Origin of the sequence: Arthrobacter sp. 2YAF22_2, assembly GCF_052114645.1 — a bacterium.
GTDB lineage: Bacteria > Actinomycetota > Actinomycetes > Actinomycetales > Micrococcaceae > Arthrobacter.
Genome location: NZ_JBFRFD010000682.1, coordinates 1 through 1,578 on the forward strand (window position 1 = coordinate 1; position 1,578 = coordinate 1,578).

The following is a 1,578-nucleotide window of genomic DNA, read 5'->3' on the forward strand; positions in this document are numbered from 1 at the left end:
CTGCAGCTCTTCCTGCTGTTCCTCAACCCGGGACGGAACGTTGCCACCGTGATGCTGGTGCAGCTTAGCGGGTCGATTGCCGTAGCCCTCGTCGGAGGCCTCTGGCCTGCCATTCTCGCCGCGCTCTGGAGCAGCCTCCTGGTGAACTACTTCTCAACCCCGCCCCTCGGCAACTTGACTATCAGGGATCCGCAGAACTTCCTCGCCCTGCTGGTGTTCGTGGGCGTTTCGGCAGCCGTCGCGGTCGTCGTCGACCTTTCTGCCCGCCGTTCCAAGGAGGCGGCCCGAGCCCGTGCCGAGGCCACGACGCTGGGTGATTTGACCCGCGGCGCCGCCGGGTCGGAGGACACCGTCCAGGCGCTGTTGGAGCAGGCGCTGGATGTCTTCCAAGTCAGGGGCACCGCGTTGTTCACCCGTGAGTCCGACGGYGGTGCCGGCACCGCGGGCGCGGGCAGCGGACCACCATGGCGGTTGCTCGCCACGGCGGGCGAGGTCCCGGCTGATGTGGAGGGAGTGCGGGGCGGCGACGCAAGGGGTGAGAACGTCGAGGAGATCGATGCCTCCACGCGCGTGGTGCTGTTCGGGCGGATCCTGCCGGCGAGTGACCGGCGACTCTTGGGGGTCTTTGGCGTCCATTTGGCGGCCCAGCTTGAGCGCCAGCAGCTCGTTGCCAGCCGCCGGGAGATGCTGCGCCTGGCCGAGAGCAACACGATGCGGACCTCCATCCTGCGCGCCGTATCCCACGACCTGCGCACCCCGCTGGCCGGGATTAAGCTCGCCGTCGGCGGCCTTCGCCATGACGGCACCCGGTACACGCCGGATGAGCAGCAGGAGCTGCTCGCAACGATCGAGGAGTGCTCGGACCGCCTGGACGCCCTTGTCGGCAACCTGCTGGACATGTCCCGGATCACCTCGGATGCCGTGAATCCATTGCTCAGGCCGGTGCGCTGGTTCGAGGTGATCCCGGCAGCCCTCAGCGCCGTCCCAGAGGGCACGGTTCGGGTCGACATGCCCGCCAACATGCCCGAGATCGAAGCGGACCCGGGAATGCTGGAAAGGGTCATCGCGAACATCGTCGAAAACGCGGTGAAATACGCCCCGGATTCAGATATTGTCCTGGTAGGGACGGCCGGCGGCCTCAGCCCAGCGATTCTCGACCGGCGTCCTGCTGGCGAGTTGCGGATCATCGACCACGGCCGGGGCGTCCCGGCGGAGAGGGTGGTCGATATGTTCCGTCCGTTCCAGCGGCTCGATGACACGCAGCAGACCACCGGGATCGGACTCGGACTGGCCGTCGCGAAAGGATTCACCGAAGCCATGGGCGGAAGCCTGGCCGCGGAGGAGACACCAGGTGGCGGATTGACCATGGTCATCCGGCTTCCCCTGACCGCCGGCACGCCCTTCGACGCACGCCGTGCCCAAGCCCCGGTGGAGCCCCAGTCGGTCCTCGGGCGCCGCCGCCATACACTGCCGCTCACGCCCGGGCCGGACGCCGGATGACCGCCGTCCTGGTGGTCGATGACGACCCGCACCTGCTGAGGGCGCTCCGCATCACGCTCAAGGCCCACGGCTACGACG

The 1,578-nt window shown here is 68.2% G+C and carries 1 protein-coding gene; it reads left to right on the forward strand.

Going from position 1 to position 1,578, the window contains the following annotated elements; genetic code table 11:
• On the forward strand, positions 1-1,500 hold a 1,500-nt coding region (locus AB4Y86_RS18645; RefSeq protein ID WP_441403624.1), incomplete at its 5' end, for a sensor histidine kinase.
• Positions 1,501-1,578: the final 78 nt, after the last annotated feature.